Annotated in this window: 3 protein-coding genes; 1 reads left to right on the forward strand and 2 read right to left on the reverse strand. The window is 70.7% G+C overall.

Annotation, left to right across the window (positions count from 1 at the left end; translation table 11 throughout):
• Nucleotides 1–368 (reverse strand): ATP-binding cassette domain-containing protein (locus ACWD10_RS38365; RefSeq protein WP_451098466.1); only part of this gene is annotated, 368 nt, incomplete at its 3' end.
• A gap of 31 nt (nt 369–399) precedes the next feature.
• A complete protein-coding gene (locus ACWD10_RS38370) occupies nt 400–1,323 on the reverse strand; it encodes an ABC transporter permease (protein WP_451098462.1) in 924 nt (307 codons plus the stop codon).
• 123 nt (nt 1,324–1,446) lie between these two features.
• On the opposite strand from ACWD10_RS38370, the gene ACWD10_RS38375 reads away from it, so the two are divergent.
• Nucleotides 1,447–2,073, forward strand: coding sequence for a TetR/AcrR family transcriptional regulator (locus tag ACWD10_RS38375; protein ID WP_451098464.1), 627 nt, complete (start codon nt 1,447–1,449; stop codon nt 2,071–2,073).
• Nucleotides 2,074–2,183 lie beyond the last annotated feature (110 nt).

Below are 2,183 nucleotides of genomic sequence, written 5' to 3' on the forward strand. Positions count from 1 at the left end.
AGGTCGTTCATCAGAGCCGCGTTCACACCGAGCAGGGACGGCTGGCCGTCGGTGTAGACCTTGCCCTGCTCGGCCGGGAGCAGGCCCGCGATGGCGCGCAGCAGCGTCGACTTGCCCGAGCCGTTCGAGCCGATCAGGCCGATGGCCTCGCCCCGGTACGCGGTGAAGGAGACGCCCTTGACCGCGTGCACCTTGCGCACGCCCCGCTCTGCTTCTTGCCGCAGGCCTCGCTTGATGATGCGGCTGAGCGCGGCGGTCGCGCTGCCCTTGCCCTTCGCACCGCCGTTGACGCGGTAGACGATGTGCAGATCGTCGGCGATCACGGTGGGGACGCTTGACCGCACAGCGTCCTGCGCTGCGTACTGCACTGCGTCCTGCGTTGCGTACTGCGGAATCTGCTCAGCCACGGCCGTACCTCTCCTCTGCCTTCCAGAAGTAGATGAACCCGCCGATCCCGGCGAGCAGGGCCCAGCCGAGCGCCCAGGCCAGGGTCAGGCCCACCGAGCCGTGCGGCAGCTGGTCCCGCTGGAAGCTGTCGATCAGGGCGAAGCGCATCAGGTCGATGTAGACCGCGGCCGGATTGCACTCCAGGAGCGTTTGCACGAAGCCGGGTACGTCGTGCTCCTTGAGGACATGGTCGAGGCTGAACATCACGCCGGACGCGTACATCCAGGTACGCAGCACGAACGGCATCAGCTGGGAGATGTCCGGGGTGCTGCTGCCGATCCGGGCGACGGCCAGGGCGAGCCCCGCGTTGAACAGGAACTGGAGGACGAGCACGGGCAGTGCGAGCAGCCAGGACACCGCGGGCGGCACCCCGAAGGCGAAGAGGATCACCACGAGCGCGGCCATCGAGAAGAGCAGCTGCTGGAGCTGCTGGAGGCAGAACGCGACCGGCAGCGCGGCCCGCGGGAAGTGCAGCGCCCGCACCAGGCCGAGGTTGCCGCTGATCGCGCGGGTCCCGGTGAGCACCGAACTCTGCGTGAACGTGAACACGAAGACGCCGGTGACCAGGAACGGGATGTAGTCCGGGATGCCCCGGCTGGTGCCGAGCAGGAGCCCGAAGATCAGGAAGTACACCGCGGCGTTCAGGAGCGGCGTCATGACCTGCCAGAGCTGGCCGAGCTTCGCCCGGCTGTACTGCGCGGTCAGCTTGGCGGTGGCGAACGCGCTGATGAAGTGGCGCCGCGCCCAGAGCTGCCCGACGTACGCCGGAAGCGATGGCCGCGCGTTGCTGACCGAGAGCCCGTGCTGGGCGGCGAGCTGCGCGGGGCTCTCCGTCGGGGGCACGGGGCGCGGCGGGGCGTCGAGGACCTGGCTCACGGAGCGGTCTGCCTTCCGGGTGGGTGCATGCGTCGGGACGGGCCCGTTTCGTCGTCACGTTGAGAGTAGAGCTGTCTTACGTCGGAACGCAACCGTATCGTCGTTACGGCCTATGCTGTCCGTATGACTTCAGGCCCACCTGCCACGCCCGAAAGACCGCGTCGCCGCGCACCCGCGGGTGCCGCCGTGCTCCGTGAGGAGGTGACCGAGGCCATTCGCGCGGCCGTCTTCGCCGAGCTGGCGGCGGTCGGGTACGGGCGGATGTCGATAGAGGGGGTCGCGCGGCGCGCGGGCGTCGGCAAGACGGCGGTGTACCGCCGCTGGCGCTCCAAGCTGCACCTGGTGCTCGACCTGGTCTCGGCGGTGGCGGTGCAGGGGCTTCCGGCCCCGGACACGGGCTCGCTCGAAGGCGATCTACGGCTGCTCTACGAGGTGACGGCGCGAGCGCTGCGCCACCCCGTGGCCGGGCAGATCATCCCGGACCTTCAGGCGGAGGCGGCCCGCAACCCGGACATCGCGGAGGCCCTCCAAAAGGCGCTCCGCGAGGGCCAGTACGGGGTGGCTTCCGGGGTGCTGCGGGCGGCGGTCGAGCGGGGGGAGCTCCGCGCGGGGCTCGATGAGGAGCTGGCCCTGGATCTGATCTCGGGGCCGCTGTACTGGCGGGCGGTGGTGGTGCGCGGGGAGCGGCCGGGGGCGGGGTATCTAGAGGCGCTGGTGCGGGCTACTGCGGCGGGGCTGCGGGCGATGTGACGGGGGTGGCGGGGTGCCAGGGTTCTTTTTCCCCAGCCCCGCCCCTTCCCGTAACTGGGGGGGGGGGGCCCCCCCCCCCCCCCCCCAAAAAACACCCCGCGCGGCCCGGG

The organism is Streptomyces sp. NPDC002851 (assembly GCF_053591935.1).